We start from the raw sequence: 20,400 nt of genomic DNA, 5'->3' as shown, positions 1-20,400 counted from the left end.
CTAATAGTCCCGCTCAAAGAAAATGCCGATGCTGCTTTCCCCATCCTGATCGACGCTACCCTTGGCCGTGATTTCGCGGGTCAGATCAAGGTTCAGATTGATTTCGGTGTCACCCTCGCTGGTGACAGTCACATCGGTATAGATATTCTCTGACAGGTATTTCCCCGCGCGCACGGCGGTTGCGCCTTCTTCGTCCGTCGTGACATCGAAATCATCCAGCCCGATATTGCTGCGCAACCGGTCAAGCGCGCCACCGCCACGCCCCGCCAGCGTCGAGATCGCGGATGCAAGCTGCACCGCCTGAAACGGGCTGATACTTTCCAGATTGCGGCCAAAGATCAGCTGCGACAACACCTCGTCCTGCGGCAGTTCGGGAACAGATTCAAACCGAACCTCGGGTTCACTGGCCGGCCCTTCGACGACGATGCTGATCGTCGTTCCCGTGTCGGTCTGGGTCGTGGCGACCAGCCGGATGAACGGCACGAAATCCCCTTGCAACGATGCATTCCCTTCCGTCAGATCAAAGCGTTGTTGCAGGATGTCGATACGCCCGCGGATCAGTTCGAACCGGCCCGTCGGGATGACGTTGGCTGTCGTTCCGCCGATGGTCAGCCGCCCGCCCAGTTCCGCGTCCAGCCCACGCCCCCGGATAAAGATGCGCGATGGCGCATCAATGACGATATCCAGTGGATAGGCCCGCCGTGGTCCTGCGTTTTCTGCGCCATTGCCGTTGCCGTTCACGGACACACCTGCCCGCGCCAGCGTGCGTCGCACGGCGGCATCCGCACCCACATGCACCACGTCGGGCAATTCACCCAGACTGGTGATGCTGGATGACGGCACGCGGATATCGGTCTGCCCCAGTGCCAACCGCCCGGCCACGCGCGCGCCCCCCTGCAACGGCCCGACCAGTGTAACCGTGCCCGATACCTCGGTCGCGTAGAGTTCGGGGTCTTTCAACACCACGTTATTCAGCCGCAATGCGATATCGGCATTGTTGGGCGCATCGAACCGAACCGGGCCGGTGATGGTTAAGTTGCCTCCGCTTTCCACATTGGCGCGCAGGTCGATCTGCGCCGCCCCGTTCCCCAGCCGGATCGCACCACCGATATCCTCCAGCGCCTGTGCCAGCGTCGGCGCGGCCAAGCGCCCTTGGGAAAATGTCACCTGCCCGCCCAGCGACGACAGCGCAGGCGGCCCGTTGACCGACAGATCGAAATTCGCGGTCCCGCTAAGCCTGCGCGGATCAATCGCCGTATTGGCCAGCGCCAAGGGTGCGCTGCCGTCGATATCAATATTCAACTGGCCTTGCTGGCTGATCTGTCCGACAACCTGCGCACCCAATCCCCCCGGCCCGGTGCCGGTGGCGTCAATGCCCCAGTTGCCCGCGTCATCCAGTGACGCGCTGCCCGTGGCGCGCACCGGCCCGCTGATCTGGTCGGTCAGCACGCCCACGTTGCGCAAACTGGCGTTGAACCGGCCCTGCCCCACGCCCGCGCGGCCATTCAGCGCGCCAACGATGGACAGTTCCGGCGTCGACACCTCCAGCGTGCGGATTGCATAGATACCGTCTGCCAGACCCACATCGGCATTGATCCGCCCTGTGCCGGCCAACAGGACATCGGCGGTCGGGTTCCCGACGGCAAGGTTTTCGCTGCGCAGGCGCACATTGGCGTCAAACCGGCTAAGGTCGGGCAGAACAGACCCGGACACGTTCAGATCAACGGATCCTGCAATCGGCTGACCCACCAGCGCACGATAGGCCGCCAGATCGGCCAGTTGCGCGCTCAGATCACCTGTCACCGCATAGGCGTCAGCGGGGGCGGCAACGGTGGCGTCCAACCCGATATTCACACCGGGGCCGTCTGCAGTCAGGGTCACATCGGTCGTATTTTCCGCCGCAGGCACGGCATCGATGGCGATGGTCAGCGGCCCGTTCAGGCTGGGGTCCAACACCGCCGTATCGGCGATTCGCAGGTCCAGACTGGCGGCCATCGGACCGCCGGGTTGCAACGCTGCATCGCCAGTGGCGCGCAACGCCGGTGTGATCAGCTGCAGATCAGATACGCGAAAGGCATTTTCCGCTGAGCGGGCCAGCGACCCGCTGAATTGCCCGCGCCCTGCCAACAACGGATCGGCCCGATCTATCCCGGTCACAAGATCGGTCGTCTGCGCCTGCACGTCCAGATCGAACAAAAGCCCGTCTGTAGCCAGTTCACCCGCCAGATCAATGCGGGCCGTCCCGCTGATCGGTTGGCGGGCAAGGGCAGCATAGGTTGACATATCCGCGATATTGGCCGTGGCAGTTGCGTTAAACACCTGCCCTGCCTCTGCCGGTGTCATTGTGCCGCGTGCATCAAGGGTGGCGTCCGGACCAGTGGCCGCGATATCGAAATCGGCGACACCTTCGGCAGACAGCACCACCTGACCGGTGGCGGTGGCAGGGCCGCGCAGGTCTGGAATCACGATGGAAACATCATTCAACCGGGCATTGAAACGGGCATCACTGCCTGCGCTGGTCAGATCGGCATTGGCGGTAAACAGCGCCGCAGGCGTTGCAACGCGCAGCGACTCCAGCCGTGTTCCGGCGGTATCGCGCACAGCGCGGGCCGACACTGTCCCTGTTCCCGCAAGCACCGCATCGGCCTGCGGGGTTCCGACAGACAGATCCGTGGTTGTGCCGCTCATGGTAATATCGAACAACCCGTCCAGCGGCGTCGCGCCCAGCCGGATCGCCAGTTCGGCCCCGCCGCCCAGATCACGCCCCGCCAGGGTTGAAAAACGGCCCAGCCCTTCAACGGCCAGATTTGCCGCCGCCTGCGTGCGAAAACCTGAATCGGCGCCTTCAATCGTCGCATTGGCCTGTGCGTTCACACCAGCCCCTGACAGGGTCAGGCGGGTTATTTCCACCGGGCTCCCCTCCGTGCGGCGGGCCACGAATTCACCTGTCAGTTCATTGCCAAAGGCCGCAGCCGCACCTGCATCATCCAGTTGCAGCCCCGCCGCCCCATAGCGCAGGTTGGCCGTGACCTGCCCGAACAGATCACCCTCGCCCGGGCGCAGGATACCGCCGCCTTGCAGGCTGATCCGGTCCACCGACAGGCCCGGACGGGTCAGGCCCGTCACGACAATATCAGCGCGCCAATCATCGGATGTAGACGCATCATAAGTGACCGCCAGATCAGCACCGTCCAGAAAGGTGCGCGGCCCCGACAGCGGCAAGAGCACCGGCTCCCCATCCGTGACGCTGACCCCCCCGGTCAGGTCGATACGTTCCGGCCAGCCCTGCGGGCCGATCTGCACAGAGCCCGACAAGTTCAACCGCTGCGACTTCAGTTCCAACGCGGAGACGTCGACACGGCCATCTTGTGGCAACAGCACATCGGCGATCAGGCTGGCGTCATCTCCAAAAAACCCCCGATAGTCGGGCGCGAACAGCGGTGAAACATCACCCCCTACATCCAACCGCACACGGCGGCCTGTGGCGGTTTCGGTCAGTCCGAACGTGCCATTCAGCCGGTCCTGCCCATCCGTGGCGACCGCCAGCGTGGCGGTGTAATCGGTCAACGGCGCGGTGCCTTCGACCACCAACCGCACGGCTGGCCGCCCGGGCAGGTCAAGCAGCCCGGCGGCAATCCCGTCGGGGCCTTCCTGCATTTTCAGCGAAAGGCCCAGCACACGGGTTTCGTTCACGTAGCTGCCGATCAGTTCGAAATCGCCCTGCTTGCCATCCAGCCGCTGCGCCAACATATTGGCGTTCCCCTCGCCGTCACGCAACTGTGCGCTGCCGGTCAGGCGCAGGGCCACAGGTTCACCCAGAAACGCTGGCCCCAGTTCGACACGGTCAATATTCAGGCGGTCAAGCGATATCCCCACCGGCAGTTCCGGCAAGGCAAATGGCTCCGCCTCGGGCGACGGGGTGCTGTCACCGATTTCCGCAACGGGCGGGCGACTGACGATGATGCTTGCCGCACTCAGTTCCTCTACGTCGATCTGGCGGCGCAGCAGAGCGGCCCTGCTCCAGATCAGGGAGACGTCTTCAAGCGTCAGCCAGATGCCCTCTTCGTCGGCCACGGTCAGACGTTCGATGGTCGCATTCGATGAAAGCGCACCGGCAAATCCGGTGATGGTTACGATCCGCCCCGCACCCGACAGATTATCCTCGATCAAGCCTTGCAGGTAGCCCCTGTCTTCTTCCGGGGTTTGCCCCATGGCGGCAAAAGGGGCGACCAACAGCGCGGTTATCAGTAAAAGAATTCTCAAAACGCTTGCCCAATCCCGATGTAAACTTGCAGATTTTCGCCCGCATTATCGCCACTCGCCTGCGTCCCCAGATCAAGTCGGATCGGTCCGATCCCGGTATTGTACCGCAACCCGACCCCCGCACCGGCGTGCCAATCGCCATCTTCCAGCGGCACAGCAGTATCGCCAATATGGCCAATGTCGTAAAACCCGACCAGCGCGATATTGCCTGTCACGGCGAACCGCGCCTCGAGTTGGGCACCGGTGAACGATGTGCCACCAGTGGTCACGGTATCGCCCCCGATCACCCGTTCAATCCCGAGCGATTTGTAAGGCTGGCCGCGCACGGTGCCGCCACCACCCGAATAGAACAGGAAATCGGCTGGCGCATCACTCACCCCCGCCCCGACAAGGCTGCCCAGTTGCGCACGGGCGGCAAAGGTCACAGGGCGGGTCTCTCCAAAAGTCAGATAGCCCCGTGCATCGGTAAAAATACGCGCGCCGGTCACGTCACCATCCACACTGACAAAGGGCGTTGTGCTGATGTCCGCATAATAGCCCGCGCTGGCATCGGTCGGCACATCGCGCCGGTCCAGCGTTGCCTGCAACGGCAAGGTCAGCAGCGTGTATTCGCGCGTGCCAAGGTCGCTTTCTTCGCGTGCGGTCAGAAGCCCGACGCCTGCCTCGACCGTCAGATCATCACTCAATATCCGCGTGAACCCGATCTCGGTCGAGATTTTGTCAATCAGGTAATCCGGTTCGTCCTCGCGCGCGATCTCTCCTCGGATAAAAAGCTCGGTATCGGGGCCAAAGGTGGCTGGCCGCGTGAAATTACCGCGCAACGCATAATCGGTGCCGCCGGTTTCGCCCTCGATCCCGGCGATTTCAGCGTCAATGCGCAGGCGTTCGGCCCCGCCCAGCAAATTCCGGTGCAGCCAGAATGACGACACGGTCACCCCTTCGATCGACGCCAACTCCAGACCGAAACCAATCCGGCGCGGTTTGGATTCCGCGATTTGCGCGTTGATTTGCAGGGTGTTATCGGGTCCAATTTCTTCGGCTTCGGTCAGGGCGGCGCTGTCAAAGGTGCCGGTGCGCCGCAGCCGCTGCGCGGCGCGCGCGACTTCGGCGGGGGAATACACCGCACCCTGGGGCAGGCCCGCGATTTCACGGATGCGATCATCGCTGACAACGCGGTTGCCAGACACAGACAGCCCTCCGAACCGCAGCCTTGGCCCTGGGTCCAGCGTGACATCCACGTCCAATGCATTGGCTTGATGACGTGCGATGATTCGTTCGCCCGTGACACGTGCCTTGGCAAACCCCTGATCGCGCCAACTGGTCAACCCCGCGTCGACGGCAGTTCTGATCCGTTCAGAGCGGGCCGGCTGCCCGGTTGTGAAATCCTCGGGCAGGATCGCCTGCGGTGGCAACGGTGCGATGGACAAATCGCCAAACGCAAACAACGGCCCCGCATTTACCGTGATCACGATATCATTGATCGGATCGGGGGCTGACAGTGGTTCGATCGACGCGGCCTGGACCCCGTCAATGGTGATGGAAACAGTGCCGGAATAATAGCCCGCCGCGTAAAGTGCCGTCAGCAGACGCCGGTAATCAGCGCGCGCTGCCGCAACAAAATCCTGCGGAACGGCATCAGCATTGTCGCGCAGATCAACCAGCAGTGATGCCTCGTTCAACGCACCGCTCACCTGATCTGCATCAAGCCGGACCGTCTGCGCCTCTGCCGTCGACGTGCAAAGAACGGCCCCCAAAAGTAGCCAAGTCTTTTTCAAAGCGCGGAGCCCCCGCCATTTGTCGTTCATTGTCAGAGTTTATCCTATCGCAGACACTGGCCGAAGGCCATTCACTTCCCGATCACCACACTGGCACAAATCGTTTTGGTCACGCCAATTCCTGTGTCCGTTGTAACGTGTTGCGTGTAAAGGAGGTGTCAACCCCGCCGCAAACGCCCGCCGGCAACAGCGAAAAGCAGCACAGTGTGATTCAAGATTGGCTTGAAACCCTGTCGGCGAAAGGGTTTGCCGGATATCGCACCGCTGCCAGATACAACCCCATTGGCGGGCTGACCGGCCCACATGCCGCACGGTCGCGGGCCTTTAGCGCGGCGGCCACGTCATCGGGCGTCAATGCCCCCGCGCCGACCCGTTCCAGCGTGCCGACGAAACTGCGCACCTGGTTGTGCAGAAATGACCGGGCCCGCACATGGAACCTGTATTCTGTTCCGTTCGTGCGGGAAATCACCTCAACCCGCAGTTCATCCAGCGTTTTGACAGGACTTTTCGCCTGACAGATCGACGACCGAAAGGTGGTGAAATCATGATGCCCCACCAGTCGGTTGGCTGCCGCCTGCATCGCCTCGGCGTCCAGATCGTGTTTGACCCGCCAGAACTGCCCCACCTCGAACGTCAGCGGCGCGCGCCGCGAGATCAGGCGAAACAGATACTGCCGTTCGACCGCATCGAAACGCGCATGCCAATCGTCGGCCACACGCGCACAGGCCAGAATAGCGACCGGATCGGGTTTCAGGTGGTAGTTCAACGCCTCGGACAAACGAAAGGGGTCCCAGTCGCGCGCCAGATCACAATGTGCCACCTGCCCCAGGGCATGCACGCCTGCATCCGTGCGCCCTGCGGCGGCAATGGCGTGTTCGCGCGGTTCCAGCTTGGCCAGAGCAGCCTCGATCGTCGCTTGCACGGATGGGTGCGCGGTCTGGCGCTGCCACCCCGAAAAGGGCGCGCCGTCATATTCAACAAGAAGAGCAAAACGTGGCATCAGGTTGGATTAGGGGCGCTGCCGCGCAAAATCAATCCCTACACATCCCCGTTTGTCGCGCCTATCTTGCCCACAAGAATTGAAAGGCTTCGCTTTGGTAATTTCAGCCCTTGCCGATCAGATTGTCCGCCGCGTCGAAGGCGTGACGGATGCGCTGACCGCCCCCTTTTCCGATCAGGTGATCCGGTTGGGTGTCACGGGCCTTTCGCGGGCGGGCAAGACTGTGTTCATCACATCGCTGGTGGCAAACCTGATGGATCGGGGCCGGATGCCGGGGCTGGCTGCTGTCGGTGCGATCCGCACGGCCTATCTGCAACCACAGCCCGACGATACAATCCCGCGTTTCCGATACGAGGATCATCTGGCCCGCCTGACCGCCCCCGACCCAAGCTGGCCGCAGGGCACGCGCCAGATCAGCGAACTGCGCCTGTCGCTGCGGGTGCAGCCGCGCGGATTGCTGGCGGGGTTTTCAGGGCCCCGCACCGTGCATATCGACATCGTGGATTATCCGGGCGAATGGCTGCTTGATCTGGGGCTGCTCGATCAATCCTATGCAGAATGGTCGCGCGCCGCACTTGCCCGCGCCAAGGGCCGGCCCGGCGGCGACGCCTATCTGGCGCTGCTTGGCACGGCTGACCCCGGTGCGCCCCTGGATGAGCCACAGGCGCAACAGCTGGCGCAAACCTATACCGCGCATCTGGAGGCGTCGCGCAAGGCCGGTTTTTCCGACTGCACGCCGGGGCGGTTCCTGCTGCCCGGCGATCTGGCCGGATCACCGGTGCTGACATTTGCGCCGCTGCCCGGCGACAGTTTTGCGCGCGGGTCACTGGGGCGCGAATGCGAACGGCGGTTCGACAGCTATAAACGCCACGTGGTGCGCCCGTTCTTTCGCGATCATTTCGCGCGGATCGACCGGCAGATCGTGCTGGTCGATGTGCTGGGCGCGATCCATGCAGGACCTGCCGCGCTGGATGATCTGCGCAGCGCGATGGCGCAGATCCTTGGCGCGTTCCGACCGGGGCGCAATGCCTTTCTGACGCGGATTTTCCAAGGGCGGCGCGTCGAAAAGATCTTGTTTGCCGCCACCAAGGCCGACCACCTCCACCACAGCCAACACCCACAACTGACCGCGATTACCCAAGCCTTGCTGCGCGAGGCCCGCGACCGCGCCGATTTCGCAGGCGCGCAGACTGCGGCCATGTCGATTGCGGCGTTGCGCACCACGGTCGAAGATACAGTCACCCACCGCGACGGCCCGCTGGACGTGGTGCGCGGGCGATTGCTGGACAGCGGCAAACAGGCGGCGTTCTATCCGGGTAAACTGCCCGATGATCCCGCGCATCTGCTGACACCCGCACGGGACGGCGCCGAAAAATGGCTGAATGCGGATTACAGCGTCATGAATTTTGCACCCGCACCGCTGACATTGCGCCCCGGCGACGGGCCGCCGCATATCCGGCTGGACAAGGCCGCACAGTTCCTGATCGGGGATAAGCTATGACCAAAGGCCCTGTTCTGATTGATCTGGACAACACAGAGGCCGCGCGCCCCGAAACCGCGCCTGCAGTTCCCGACGACGCGCCGCAGGGGGCGGCAATGCGCCAGATGGCCAGTCTGGCAGCCCGCAAACCGTCGCGTCTGGCGCGCTGGTTCTGGTCGCTGACGCTGGCGCTGACGGGGTTTGTCGTCTCTCTGGCCGCATGGGATTATGTGACCGGCCTTTTGGCACGCGCACCCATTCTGGGGGGTATCGCCACGCTGCTGATCGGAATGCTGATCCTTGTCTTGCTGGTCATCGGCTTGCGTGAACTGGCCGCGTTCGGGCGGCTTCGCAAACTGGATACGATTCAGCGTGACGCTGCGACAGCCCTTGCCGAGAACGATTTGAACGCCGCACGTGCCGTCATGTCCGCGCTAGAGCGGCTTTATGCCAATCGCGACGACACCGCATGGGGGCGCGCTGAAATGGCCGCCCGCAGGGCCGAGGTGCTGGACGCCGACGCATTGTTGGGCCTTGCCGAATCCACGCTGCTGACCCCGCTTGATGCCCGCGCAACGCGCGAGGTCGAAGCCGCCGCAAGGCAGGTCGCCACCGTGACAGCACTTGTGCCATTGGCGCTGGCCGATATTTTCACGGCGCTTGCGGCAAACCTGAGGATGATCCGCCGGATCGCGGAAATCTATGGCGGACGGGCCGGCACATTGGGCAGTTGGCGACTGACACGGACCGTGCTGACACATCTGGTCGCCACCGGCGCCGTGGCCGTGGGCGATGACCTGATCACATCGGTTGCAGGCGGCGGTGTCTTGTCCAAGGTTTCGCGGCGGTTTGGCGAAGGCGTGGTGAACGGCGCCCTTACCGCCCGCGTCGGCATCGCCGCGATAGAGGTCTGCCGCCCGCTGCCGTTTCAGGCAACAAAACGCCCGTCGGTCACCGCATTGGTGCGCCGTGCCCTGACAGGGTTGTTCGCCAAACCCTAGCGCAAGCGCGGGGCGGGCCCCACGGGGATCGGCCCGACCGACATGAACCCGTTCTGAAACGTCACCGGCAGTGTCAGTACATCGCCGCCCGCCGCCATCGCCTGTGCGACATTCGTCACTGTGCGCCGCATATCGGGGTCGATCACGTCCGCCACCACCAGGTAATCAATCAACCTGCGCCACTGTGCCGTGCGAAAGGTGATGCGCCCGTCGGGCACGCCCAGCGCGTCAATGTCGATCTGGCCCGTCGCGGTCAACGACATGTCCGGAACGTCCATCGTCAGATTGCGCAGATCCACGGCGCGCAAGGCAGGCTCTGCACCGGACCCGGAAAAAGCGTGGCGATCAAGCGGCCGGTCAAAGGACACCGCGCCGTCGATGGCAAGCCGGGTGATCGTATCGGGTAGCTGACCGGCAATATCGGCAAGTGTCAGCTGGTTGACCTCAAGATAGATATCATAAATGTCCGCCCCTTCTTGCGACTGGCGCAGGGCCGTCAGCGCGCGGTCGAAACGGATCACGCCCGCAACAGGCGATGTGATGGCGACTTGTGCCGCCTCGACCGTAATGTCCGACAGCGCCAGATCGGTGCTGGCCGTCACTGCCCCGCTTAGGCGCAGGCGGTCGTTTTCAACCCCAAAGCGCTGGCCCTGCAGGTCCATTTCGAACGTCTGCGGAAAGGCCGCGATGAACATGTTGGGCTGATAACTCAGCGCGAAAACCTGCAGGAACGGGCCGCGCCACGCGATCTGGCCATCCCCTGACACCACCTCAAGATCCGTCACCGTGGTGTCGAAACGCGAAGGGAAACCGACCGTTTCAAGGTCACGATACGCCACATCCCACCCCGCCTGTCGCAGATCGGCCAGCGCCTTGACCGCGTTGCTTTCAATCGCACGGGCACCAACAAACCAATAGCTGGCATAAATGCCCGCCAGAATGATCACCAGAAATGTCAGTTTGCGCATGGCGGCTTCCTTTTTGTCCGCTACGGTCTAGCGCCTGCCGCGCCGCAGGACCAGAGAGCGGCAACAACCGCCACAGCGATGGCAAAATTTTTCCAGTTGAACAAATTTTTGTTTTGTCACAGCATGCGGGCATGTTTGCACCATTGCGCAAAAAACCTTTCTCTTCATTATCGGGCATCACACATTGAGCCATCGAAAAATGCTACCCTTACGTCAATTTCAGCCTTCTTTTCCCATCGGATCAGTCGGTTTGACGGAAAGGCCGCGAAGGGGCGGGTGCCATAAGGGGCTGACAAACCGAAACTGCTGCCATCGCCGCAGCCAAAGTGTCGGGGTTGCTTGCCCAAGCAACTGACACCTTGAAAATCTGATCCAACAGGAGATAAAAAATGTCACTAAAACGAAATATCGCTTCCGGGCTGCTGATTTCAGCGCTTGGTGCGACGACACTTGCCGCACAGACGCTGGTTTATTGTTCCGAAGGGTCGCCCGAAGGATTTGACCCTGCGTTGTATACATCCGGCACCACATTCGATGCGTCCTCGCATCCGATCTACAACCGGTTGACACAGTTTCAAACCGGCACCACCAATGTGGTGCCTGGCCTGGCCGAAAGCTGGGAAGCATCCGAGGACGGTCTGGAATATACCTTTAACCTGCGCCGCGGTGTAAAGTTCCATTCCAACGACATGTTCACGCCAACGCGTGATTTTAATGCCGACGACGTGATCTTCAGCTTTGAACGTCAGCGTCTGGATGATCACCCCTATAATGATGTATCCGGCGGCACTTGGGAATATTTCCAAGGCATGTCGATGCCCGATCTGGTCGCATCTGTCGAGAAGGTTGATGATTATACCGTCAAATTCGTGCTGACCCGCCCCGAAGCGCCATTTATCGCCAACATGGCGATGGATTTCGCATCAATCCTGTCGGCGGAATATGGCGAGGCGATGTTGGCAGCGGGCACACCGGAAATGTTGAACCAAGCGCCCATCGGGACCGGTCCGTTCAGCTTTGTCGCCTATCAGAAAGATGCGGTGATCCGCTACACGACCAACCCCGATTATTGGGATGGCGCATCCGAGCTGGAAAACCTGATCTTTGCGATCACGCCGGATGCGTCGGTGCGGTATCAGAAATTGCAGGCAGGCGAATGCCATGTGATGCCCTATCCGAACCCCGCAGACGTCGACGCGATGAAAGCTGATGCCGGCATCAACGTGATGGAACAGGAAGGCCTGAACGTAGGCTATCTGGCCTACAACACGACGATGGCGCCGTATGACAACCCGAACGTCCGCAAGGCCCTGAACATGGCCATCGACAAGCAGGCGATCATTGACGTGGTGTTCCAGGGGTCTGGCCAGATCGCAAAAAACCCGATCCCGCCGACCATGTGGTCCTATAACGAGGACATCGAGGACGACCCCTACGATCCAGAAGCCGCAATGGCGATGCTGGAAGCCGAAGGCGTCACCGATCTGTCGATGAAGATCTGGGCCATGCCCGTGCAGCGCCCCTATAACCCCAACGCCCGCCGCATGGCCGAACTGATGCAGGCCGATTTTGCCGAAATCGGTGTGGACGTTGAAATCGTGTCCTACGAATGGGGCGAATACCTGTCCCGTTCCAGCGATCTGGACCGTGACGGTGCCGTCCTGCTGGGCTGGACCGGGGACAACGGTGATCCGGACAACTTCCTTGCGGTGCTGCTGGGCTGTGACGGCGTCGGAAACTCCAACCGGGCACAATGGTGCTACCAGCCGTTCGAGGATGTGATTCAGGCCGCCAAGGTCGCCACAGACGAAGCCGAGCGGACTGCGCTTTATGAAGAGGCGCAAGTCATCTTCAAGGAACAGGCCCCGTGGGCGACCATTGCACACTCGGTCGTTTACATGCCGGTCCGTCCCGAGGTCGAAGGCTATATCGTTCACCCGCTGGGTGGCCACATCTTCTATGGTGTAAGCCTGACTGAATAAACTGTATCGTCCGGGGCCGGCCATCTGGCCCCGGACACCTCTGCCGGAGCATCCCATGACATCGCGTTTTTCAGACCTGCGACAGGTCGCATCACAGCTTGGCGTGGATGCCATCGCCCTTGTCCCCGGCCCGAATTTCACGCGCGCCGTGGGCCAGCCCTTCATGAGCCATGAACGCCCCTTTGTGCTGATCATTTCCGCTGATGGTCCCGATGCCGCCATCGTGCCCAACCTTGAACTGGGGTCATGGGCGCAGGTCGGTTTCGACGGCCTCGTTTTTGACTGGCGCGATCAGGATGGCTATCAGGCCGCATTTGCCGCCCTCGTGGGCCACCTGAAACTGACCTCTCTCGCGGTCGAAGGTCAGGTCATGCGCGTTTTTGTCCATCACGCGTTGAAAGCGGTCCAGCCGGATCTGCGGATCATTGACGGCGAAAAGGCCATTTCCGGCCTTCGCGCGATCAAGACAGACGCCGATATCGCGGCCCTTCAGGCGGCCATTGATATTTCCGAAGCCGCGCTTGCTCAGACCCTTGATCAGGTGCGCATCGGCCAGACCGAAACCGAGATTGAAGCCCTGCTGGTGCAGGCATTGTTTGCCCACGGGGCCGACGCGCTGTCGTTTTCGCCCATCGTCGCAGCAGGCGATAATTCAGCCATGCCCCATGCCCATGCCCGCGCCGATTACGCGGTCAAGGCGGGCGATGCGCTGCTGCTGGATTTCGGCGCGCGCAAACACGGCTTTGCCGCCGATATCACGCGCACCGTATTCATCGGCCACGCCAGCGACGAAGGCCGCGCCGTCTATGACACCGTGCTGCGCGCCAATATGGCCGGTAATGCCATGGCCCGCCCCGGCATCACCGCCCATGATATTGACGACACGGTGACCGGCATGCTGGAGGCATCGCCGTATGCGTCCCGGATCCGTACCAAAACCGGCCACGGACTGGGCCGCGAGGTGCACGAAGCCCCCTATATCATGCGCGGGAACCCCGAAATCATGCAGCAGGGGATGGTTTTTACCAACGAACCGGGGTTGTATGACATCGGGAATTTCGGGGTCCGGATCGAAGATGATGTGCTCATTACCGCAGACGGGTGTCGTTCGCTGACTGCATTTCCCAAAGACCTGATGATCGTAGGAACCCGCTGATGCTGCGTTATATTCTTGCCCGTTTGGTGACGTTCGTGCCGACATTCATCGGGGTCACGCTGATTTCCTTTGCGTTTATCCGGGTGCTGCCGGGTGATCCGATCATTGTGATGGCCGGTGAACGCGGCATGACGGACGAACGCTATGATGCGATGGTCAAGGAATTCGGGTTCGATCAACCCGTCCTGCTGCAATACTGGGATTACCTGACCGGCATCGTCCAAGGCGATCTGGGGCAAAGTTTTGTCACCAAGCGGCCCGTCTGGGATGAATTTTTCGCCCTTTTCCCAGCAACATTGGAACTGTCCATCTGCGCGATGATCCTTGCCATTGCGCTGGGGTTGCCTGCCGGGGTGATCGCCGCCGTGAACCGGGGCAAGTTTTTTGACCGTGCGCTGATGTCCACCGCCCTTGTGGGCTATTCCATGCCAATTTTCTGGTGGGCCCTGCTGCTGATTATCGTGTTCAGCGGTAACCTTGGCTGGACGCCGGTCTCGGGGCGGATTGACCTGCTCTATTATTTCGACAACGTCACCGGTTTCATGCTGATCGACAGCCTGCTGTCGGGGCAAAGCGGCGCGTTCACCTCTGCTGTGCGGCACCTGATCCTGCCGACCATCGTGCTGGGCACTATCCCGCTTGCCGTGGTCGCACGACAAACCCGGTCTGCCATGCTTGAGGTGTTGAGCGAGGATTACATCCGCACCGCACGCGCCAAGGGGCTTTCGCCGACGCGGATCAACGGTGTGCATGCGCTGCGCAACGCCCTGATCCCTGTGGTCACCGTAATCGGCCTGTCGGTGGGTACGCTGCTGGCCGGTGCGATTCTGACCGAAACCATCTTTAGCTGGCCCGGCATCGGCAAATGGATCGTCGATAGCATCTCGCGCCGCGATTATCCTGTCGTGCAGGGCGGGCTGGTGCTGATTGCCGTGATGGTGATGATCGTGAACCTTATCGTTGACGTGCTTTACGGGCTGATCAACCCCAAGATCAGGAAACGCTGATGATGGACACCACTTCACCCACCCCCGTGCCCACAGATGCGCCCGAACGGCCCGGGCGTTTATCCGAATTCTGGTATTATTTCCGTGAAAATCGGGGTGCCGTGATCGGGTTCTATGTGTTCATCAGCATCGTGATCCTGGCGCTGGGGGCCGATCTGATCGCACCCTATAGCCCGACCGAGCAATTCCGCGACTATACGCTGGTTCCCCCGTTCTGGGCCGACGGCGGCAGCACGCAGTTCCTGCTGGGCACCGATGCCGTGGGGCGGGATATGCTGTCGCGCCTGCTGCACGGGGCACGTTTTTCGCTGTTCGTTGGGGTGATCGTCGTGTCGGTCGCGGCCTTTGTCGGCATTCTGATCGGCCTATTCGCCGGGTTTGCACCGAAATGGGTCGATACGATCATCATGCGGATCATGGACATCATTCTGGCGTTTCCCTCGCTGCTGCTGGCACTGGTGCTGGTGGCTATTCTTGGCCCGTCATTGATCAACGCGATGATCGCCATCGCCATCGTGCAGCAACCGCATTATGTCCGCCTGACCCGCGCATCCGTGATGGGAGAACTGAGCAAGGACTATGTGACATCGGCCCGCGTCGCCGGTGCCGGATTGTTCCGCCGGATGTTCATCACCGTGCTGCCCAATTGCCTCGCGCCGATCATCGTGCAAGCGGCGCTGTCGTTTTCATCCGCGATCCTTGACGCCGCCGCCCTTGGCTTTCTGGGGATGGGCGCGCAGCCGCCCACGCCGGAATGGGGCACAATGTTGGCGGATTCGCGCGAATTCATCCTGCGCGCGTGGTGGGTCGTGACCTTTCCCGGTCTGGCCATTCTGGTCACTGTGCTGGCCATCAACCTGATGGGCGACGGGCTTCGCGATGCCCTCGACCCCAAACTAAAGAGAAGCTGACATGAGCTTGCTGGAAATACGCAACCTTTCTGTCGATTTCAGCACCGCCTCGGGGCAGTTCCGTGCGGTGGACGGCGTGGATGTGACCGTGGACAAAGGCGACATACTTGCCATTGTCGGAGAAAGCGGATCGGGCAAATCGGTATCCATGCTTGCCATGATGGGCCTGCTGCCATGGACCGCGACCGTGACCGCCGACGTAATGAATTTCGACGGGAACGACTTGCGCAATGTATCAGGCCGCAAGCGTCGCAGCCTGATCGGCAAAGACATGGCGATGATCTTTCAGGAACCGATGTCGTCGCTGAACCCGTGTTTCACGGTCGGGTTTCAGATCAAGGAGGCCTTGCGCCAACACCTGAATCTGACAAAGGCGGAACGGCACGCGCGCGCCATTGCCCTGTTGGATCAGGTCGGTATCCCCGACCCGGCCAGCCGATTGAACGTGTTCCCGCATCAGTTGTCCGGCGGGATGAACCAACGGGTGATGATCGCCATGGCGATTGCGTGCAAACCACGCCTTCTGATCGCGGATGAACCGACCACCGCGCTGGATGTGACCATTCAGGCGCAGATCCTTGATTTGTTGACAGGGCTTCAGGCCGAAACCGGCATGGGGTTGATCCTGATCACGCACGACATGGGCGTCGTGGCGGAAACCGCCGAACGCGTCAGCGTGCAATATGCGGGCCAAAAGGTCGAAGAACAGCCCGTCGTCGGCCTGTTCCAGACCCCGCACCACCCCTATACATCCGCCCTGCTGGATGCGCTGCCGGAACGCGCGACGGGGCGGCACCTGCCCACGATCAAGGGCGTCGTGCCGGGGCAGTTCGACCGGCCTGCGGGTTGCCTGTTTTCGCCGCGTTGCGCCTTTGCCGATGAAAAATGCCGCACTGTGCCGCCCCAGCCGGCGGATGACGCACTGGGGCAGGCACGCTGCCACTATCCGCTTGCCAAGGGGAACGCCGCATGACCGATGCAATCGTCACCGCAACCGGCCTGTCGCGGCATTATGACGTCAAGGGGGGCATGTTCAGCCCCTTACGCGTGGTGCGCGCCCTGTCCGATGCGACATTCACATTACACCCCGGCAAGACACTTGCCGTGGTCGGTGAATCCGGCTGCGGGAAATCAACGCTGGCGCGCCTGATTTCCCTGATTGAAGAACCGACCGACGGCACGTTCAGTATCAACGGCACCCCCGCGACACCGGACAACTGGGCCAGCCTGCGGTCATCGGTACAGATCATTTTTCAAGACCCCTATGGGTCGCTGAACCCGCGCCAAAGGATCGGTGCAATCCTTGAGGAACCCCTGAAAATAAACCGCCCCGATATTGCTGCAAAGGAGCGGACCCAGAAAGCCCGCGACATGCTGGAAATGGTCGGATTGCGCCGCGAACATTTCGACCGCTATCCGCATATGTTTTCCGGCGGCCAACGCCAGCGCATCGCCGTGGCACGTGCGTTGATGCTGGAACCAAAGGTGCTGGTGCTGGATGAACCCGTTAGCGCGCTGGACCTGTCGATCCAAAGCCAGATCCTCAATCTGCTTGTCGATCTGCAGGACCGGCTGGGGCTTGCCTATCTGTTCATCAGTCACGATCTGTCGGTGGTCAAACATATGGCCGACGACATCATCGTGATGTATCTGGGCCGGCCTGTTGAAACGGGTGCCATCGACGATGTGCTGTCAAACCCGCGCCACCCCTACACCCGCGCCCTGCTGTCGGCGACGCCCAAGGCCGACCCGACCGCCGAAAAGCACCGGATCAAGCTGGAGGGTGAACTGCCATCACCGCTGAACGTGCCACCCGGTTGCGCCTTTGCCCCGCGCTGCTGGAAGGTGCAGGACAGGTGCCGCGCCGAACGGCCCACGCTGGACGGATCCGATCACCCGGCAGCCTGTTTTTATCCTGAAGACAGCTCAGACACCTGACGCAGGCAGCGACAGGCAAGCGACCAACCCACCAAGCCGGTCAGACTTGCCCAATGTGACGGTGCCGCCGTAGGCATGTGCCAGATCGTTGGCAATGGCCAATCCCAGCCCGGTGCCCGGCTTGGACGTGTCCAGCCGCTGACCGCTTAGCGTGGCGGCACCATAATCGTCTTGGGCGATGCCGGGTCCATCATCCGCAACGCAGACAAGCACGTTGTCACCATCCGTCCGGACCGACAAATGAATCTGCCCTTTTGCCCATTTGATCGCGTTATCAAGCAGATTGCCCAACACCTCTTCAAAATCGCTTTGATCCATGCGGATGCGCAGGCCCGGTTTGATATCTGTGGTCAGCGTCTTGCGATCATTCCCTGCAAGCGCCCCGAACGCCCGGCCAAGCCGCCCCAGCGCTGTATCCAGATCGGTCGATGGACGCATCCCCGCGTTGCCACCGTCGGCCCGCATCCGCGCCAGCGACCGTTTAAGCTGTGCATCCAGCCGGTCAAGGGCCGCCAGCGATTCCCCGACAGGCAATTTCTGGCGCTGCAATTCTTCCAGCTCGTTTCGGATAATCGCGGACGGCGTCTTGATGGCATGGGCCAAATCAGCGGCCTGCCGACGGGATCTGGAAACGATATCCCGGTTGCGTTCAAGCAAGGTGTTCATGTCCTTGACCAGCGGCGCAACTTCGACCGGATAGGTATCAGGCTGCAATCCCTCTTCGCTGTCCCACCGGGTCAGCACATCGCGGCGCAAATAGCCCAGCGGCCGCAGAATGGTCGTAACCTGAAGAAATGCCCCCAGAACACCAAAAATCACGATTGCACCGAACGCCAGCACAAGGCTGTTGCGAAGCGCATCGCGTTCGTCAATCAACGTCTGGACGGATGACGCAACCTGCACATGCCAGTCACTGCCGTCATCAAGGGTGATCCACTCTGAAACCCCGCGCAGGTCGTCGCCGGTGTCAGCAGTGTAGCTACGGATCAAAACGCCGTCAGCCTGCGGTTCGGCCCGCGGCAGCAGTGTATCAACCAGCGACCTTGACACGATGATGTCACCCTGCGCGCCCTCAATCTGCCAGTATTCACCAGAGAAGGGGCGCGAATAGGCCGGATCACCAATGCCGCGCGCAATATTTTGCGGGGCGTCAGCCGCATTGGCAAGGGCGACGATCACCTGCGTATGCCGGTTCAGCAACAAGGCATCGAACCGCCGTTTGGCTTGGGCTGACAACAGTGTATCCAGCCCGTAAACACCAATCAGCACAGCGAGGATCGCCCAGACAACACCGCCCGTCAGCGCGCGGGCGCGCAGCGATCTCATACTGTCACTTTGATAACGTAACCGCGCCCCCGCACAGTCTCGATCAGGTCATCGCCCAGTTTGCGGCGCAACCTGTTGACGAAAACCGCGATCGTGTTGGAATCGCGATCACCGTCATATTGATAGATGTGGTCGGACAATTCGCTGCGCGATACCAGCCGGTCGGCATTGTGAAACAGATAGGACAGAACCGCGACCTCTTGCGAGGTCAGGTTGATCGGAATGCCGTCAAGCGTGACCTGATTATTGCGCGAGTCAAAAATGACCTTGTTCTTGGTGAAAACCGGACTGGCCTGGCCGGTCTTGCGGCGGATCATCGCGCGCACCCGCGCCGACAGTTCCGCCATGTGGAACGGTTTTGTCAGATAATCATCTGCACCCGCATCCAGTCCGTCCACCCGTTCCGACCAGCCATCGCGTGCTGTCAGGATCAAGACAGGGGTATCGATACCGGCAGCCCGCCAATTCTTGAGAACCGTCAAACCGTCGCGTTCAGGCAGACCAATATCAAGGATGATCAGATCATAGGGTTCCGTCGTGCCCAGAAATTCGGCCTCTATACCGTCATGGGCCAGGTCCACGACCCTGTTTTCGGCCGTCAGGACACCTTTGATCTGTTTCGCGAGAACTGTCTCGTCTTCGGCAATCAATACACGCATGATGTTGTGCGGGCCATCCTTGGGATTTCATTCGTCTGCGAAGGTTATGACAGGCGTTATCGGTCTTTGCCACCTTTGTTGCCGCCAGAATTACCGCCAGAGTTTCCGCGGCTACCGCCAGAATTGCTGTTACTGCGGCCATTATTGCCCGCGTTGGCATTTCTGCCGGCATTGGCATTGCTGCTGGCATTGGCACTGGCATTTTCATTCGCCGTGTCGGGCAGCTGCGGCGACCCGTCACTGGATTCCGAAAGGGCCGTAATCTGTTTACCGCTATCTGAATTTGCGCTGACTGCGCGGCCCGTGTTGCCGTCCACCATCAAAGTGCTGATCTGCCCGTCGTCCTGACGCACAACGATCCGATAGACCACAACGCCATCGACATTAAAGGCACGGATATCAACGACGACGCCACCGGTATAATCCTCGACGCCGGCAATCAGGCGACGTGTCGATATCGCGCCGCTTTCGGCCACGGCACGACGCAATTCTGCCTGCGACATCTCTGCGATCTCTGCCACGGCGAAACCCGGCAGAAGGCACGTCAGAAACGCGATGGCATGAATTTGAGTTCTCATTCAAAATCTTTCTTTTTAACAAACCGTCGGAGCAAGACACGTTCTACAAACACCACGTGCGCCCACCTTATTTATGTTTCAGACCACTTTCGTTTTCTGTGACAGGCGATCAAGAATATCGTCGACATCTGGAAACCGATCATCTGTCTCACCAGCCACAAAATGCCCTGTCTCGGCATTCCTGCCATGTTTGTCCGGTGGCGTGACAGACGAGAACGATTCCGCATCACCGGCAGCATCGTCGGACCAACGTTCGATATACATTCAGATCCTCCTCATTCTCGTTCAGGCCAAACATCACAGAACCAAAACAATTTTGTGGTTGTCCCCAGCGTTATGCCGGTCGATCCATGAAC

The 20,400-nt window shown here is 60.9% G+C and carries 16 protein-coding genes; 8 read left to right on the top strand and 8 right to left on the bottom strand.

Annotated elements, in window-relative coordinates; translation table 11 throughout:
• From ACTG4B_RS01180 to truA, 3 genes are all read right to left on the bottom strand, one after another.
• Positions 1-4,263, bottom strand: a complete 4,263-nt coding sequence (locus ACTG4B_RS01180) for a translocation/assembly module TamB domain-containing protein (RefSeq protein WP_439153834.1) — start codon at positions 4,261-4,263, stop codon at positions 1-3.
• Positions 4,260-6,038, bottom strand: coding sequence for an autotransporter assembly complex protein TamA (locus tag ACTG4B_RS01175; protein ID WP_439153833.1), 1,779 nt, complete (start codon positions 6,036-6,038; stop codon positions 4,260-4,262). Before ACTG4B_RS01175 ends, ACTG4B_RS01180 begins: the two co-directional genes overlap by 4 nt.
• Before the next feature lie 211 nt (positions 6,039-6,249).
• A complete protein-coding gene (gene truA, locus ACTG4B_RS01170) occupies positions 6,250-7,038 on the bottom strand; it encodes a tRNA pseudouridine(38-40) synthase TruA (RefSeq protein ID WP_439153832.1) in 789 nt (262 codons plus the stop codon).
• A gap of 94 nt (positions 7,039-7,132) precedes the next feature.
• Between truA and ACTG4B_RS01165 the strand changes: the two genes are divergently transcribed.
• On the top strand, positions 7,133-8,539 hold the full coding sequence (locus tag ACTG4B_RS01165) for a YcjX family protein (RefSeq protein WP_439153831.1): 1,407 nt from the start codon (positions 7,133-7,135) through the stop codon (positions 8,537-8,539).
• Positions 8,536-9,519 (top strand): YcjF family protein, encoded by a 984-nt coding sequence (locus ACTG4B_RS01160; RefSeq protein ID WP_439153830.1) that lies wholly within the window; start codon positions 8,536-8,538, stop codon positions 9,517-9,519. Before ACTG4B_RS01165 ends, ACTG4B_RS01160 begins: the two co-directional genes overlap by 4 nt.
• On the opposite strand, the gene ACTG4B_RS01155 is transcribed toward ACTG4B_RS01160, so the two are convergent.
• Complete coding sequence (locus tag ACTG4B_RS01155; RefSeq protein WP_439153829.1) at positions 9,516-10,487, bottom strand: DUF2125 domain-containing protein; 972 nt, start codon at positions 10,485-10,487, stop codon at positions 9,516-9,518. The genes ACTG4B_RS01160 and ACTG4B_RS01155 overlap by 4 nt on opposite strands.
• A gap of 389 nt (positions 10,488-10,876) precedes the next feature.
• Between ACTG4B_RS01155 and ACTG4B_RS01150 the strand changes: the two genes are divergently transcribed.
• From ACTG4B_RS01150 to ACTG4B_RS01125, 6 genes are read left to right on the top strand one after another with little or no spacing between them, the layout of a single operon-like run.
• Positions 10,877-12,469: an ABC transporter substrate-binding protein gene (locus tag ACTG4B_RS01150; protein WP_439153828.1), complete on the top strand. Its 1,593-nt coding sequence runs from the start codon at positions 10,877-10,879 to the stop codon at positions 12,467-12,469.
• 55 nt (positions 12,470-12,524) lie between these two features.
• Positions 12,525-13,625, top strand: coding sequence for a M24 family metallopeptidase (locus ACTG4B_RS01145; protein WP_439153827.1), 1,101 nt, complete (start codon positions 12,525-12,527; stop codon positions 13,623-13,625).
• Positions 13,625-14,632 carry an ABC transporter permease subunit gene (locus ACTG4B_RS01140; protein WP_439153826.1) on the top strand — a complete coding sequence of 336 codons (1,008 nt, stop codon included), beginning with the start codon at positions 13,625-13,627 and terminating at the stop codon, positions 14,630-14,632. Before ACTG4B_RS01145 ends, ACTG4B_RS01140 begins: the two co-directional genes overlap by 1 nt.
• Positions 14,633-14,634: 2 nt before the next feature.
• The gene (locus ACTG4B_RS01135; protein WP_439153859.1) at positions 14,635-15,543 is read left to right on the top strand and encodes an ABC transporter permease subunit; all 909 of its coding nucleotides are present in this window, start codon (positions 14,635-14,637) and stop codon (positions 15,541-15,543) included.
• A gap of 1 nt (position 15,544) precedes the next feature.
• On the top strand, positions 15,545-16,516 hold the full coding sequence (locus ACTG4B_RS01130) for an ABC transporter ATP-binding protein (RefSeq protein WP_439153825.1): 972 nt from the start codon (positions 15,545-15,547) through the stop codon (positions 16,514-16,516).
• On the top strand, positions 16,513-17,481 hold the full coding sequence (locus tag ACTG4B_RS01125; RefSeq protein ID WP_439153824.1) for an ABC transporter ATP-binding protein: 969 nt from the start codon (positions 16,513-16,515) through the stop codon (positions 17,479-17,481). Before ACTG4B_RS01130 ends, ACTG4B_RS01125 begins: the two co-directional genes overlap by 4 nt.
• On the opposite strand, the gene ACTG4B_RS01120 is transcribed toward ACTG4B_RS01125, so the two are convergent.
• The 4 genes from ACTG4B_RS01120 to ACTG4B_RS01105 form a co-directional block, all read right to left on the bottom strand.
• Positions 17,470-18,807, bottom strand: a complete 1,338-nt coding sequence (locus ACTG4B_RS01120) for a sensor histidine kinase (RefSeq protein ID WP_439153823.1) — start codon at positions 18,805-18,807, stop codon at positions 17,470-17,472. The two genes, ACTG4B_RS01125 and ACTG4B_RS01120, sit on opposite strands and share 12 nt — an antisense overlap.
• Positions 18,804-19,466, bottom strand: coding sequence for a response regulator (locus ACTG4B_RS01115; RefSeq protein ID WP_439153822.1), 663 nt, complete (start codon positions 19,464-19,466; stop codon positions 18,804-18,806). Before ACTG4B_RS01115 ends, ACTG4B_RS01120 begins: the two co-directional genes overlap by 4 nt.
• 56 nt (positions 19,467-19,522) lie before the next feature.
• Positions 19,523-20,044 carry a PepSY domain-containing protein gene (locus ACTG4B_RS01110; RefSeq protein ID WP_439153821.1) on the bottom strand — a complete coding sequence of 174 codons (522 nt, stop codon included), beginning with the start codon at positions 20,042-20,044 and terminating at the stop codon, positions 19,523-19,525.
• Between the two features lie 78 nt (positions 20,045-20,122).
• Positions 20,123-20,308, bottom strand: a complete 186-nt coding sequence (locus tag ACTG4B_RS01105) for a hypothetical protein (protein ID WP_439153820.1) — start codon at positions 20,306-20,308, stop codon at positions 20,123-20,125.
• Between the last annotated feature and the right edge of the window lie 92 nt (positions 20,309-20,400).

The organism is Yoonia sp. (assembly GCF_965660735.1).
GTDB lineage: Bacteria > Pseudomonadota > Alphaproteobacteria > Rhodobacterales > Rhodobacteraceae > Yoonia.
Note: the sequence above shows the minus strand (reverse complement) of the source record. Positions and strands in the feature narration are given on the sequence as shown.